General features: G+C 60.1%; 1 protein-coding gene. It reads left to right on the top strand.

Annotation, left to right across the window (positions count from 1 at the left end):
* Positions 1 to 79 precede the first annotated feature (79 nt).
* Positions 80 to 994, top strand: a complete 915-nt coding sequence (locus tag OC610_RS27955; RefSeq protein WP_264432831.1) for a LysR family transcriptional regulator — start codon at positions 80 to 82, stop codon at positions 992 to 994.
* The last annotated feature ends 40 nt before the right edge of the window (positions 995 to 1034 follow it).

Genomic DNA, 1034 nt, shown 5'->3' with positions numbered 1-1034 from the left:
CAGCTCCCTAGCCACATAAATCGCGTCGCTGGGAAAACATGGGGCACAATCAGCCCATACGAACAAGAGCCCGCCCCCCATGCTGATCGACGAAGAATTGACCCTGAAGAAACTCGAGGTGTTCCTGGCCTTCATGCGCACCGGCAACCTCGCGCGGGCGGCGGTCGAGTTGCAGACCAGCAACGTCAGCGTGCACCGGGCCATTCATTCACTGGAGAGCGCCCTGCGTTGCCCGTTGTTCAAGCATGAGGGCCGCAACCTCACGCCATTGGAAAGCGCCTACGTATTGGAAGAACGGGCGCAGAAACTGATCCAGGACGTGATCGAAAGCGTGCGCCTGACCCGCGAGGCAGCGGGTTTTTCCGCGGAACGCTTCAAGCTGGGGTCCCTGTATTCATTGACGGTCAAGACCGTGCCGCAGCTGATCATGGGCCTGAAGATCCGCCGCAGCGAGCTCAACATCGACTTGATCATGGGTTCGAACATCGACCTGTTGTACAAGCTCAAGAACATGGAAGTCGATGCGATCCTGGTGTCGCTGGACGACAGCGTCAACGACCCGGACTGCGAACAGATCCAGCTGTTTTCCGATGACATCTTCCTGGCCACGCCTGCCGACTCGCCCTTCGCCCAGCGCAGCGAAGTCGACCTGGCCGAAGTCCGCGACGAGACCTTTATCACCCTGACCCAGGGCTTCGCCACGCACCAGGACGGCAATCGGGTGTTCAGGCAGGCGGGGTTCGAGCCGAAGGTGGCGATGCAGGTCAACGATATCTTTACCCTGCTGAGCATGGTCAGCTCCGGGGTGGGTTATGCCCTGCTGCCGGGCAGGATTGCGGCGGTCTACGAAAACCGGGTGAAACTGATCCCGTTGCAGGAAAAGTACCGGTTGCAGCAGCACATCGGCGTGGTGTTCCTGAAGGCCAAGGAACGCGACCCGAACCTGCTGGCGCTGTTGGCGGAGTGCCGGATGTATGCCAATCGCCAGGCTTGAAACCTAGTTGTCCCCAATCGCGAGCAAGCTCGCTCCCACA

The organism is Pseudomonas agronomica (genome assembly GCF_025917275.1).
Lineage (GTDB): Bacteria > Pseudomonadota > Gammaproteobacteria > Pseudomonadales > Pseudomonadaceae > Aquipseudomonas > Aquipseudomonas agronomica.
Note: the sequence above shows the minus strand (reverse complement) of the source record. Positions and strands in the feature narration are given on the sequence as shown.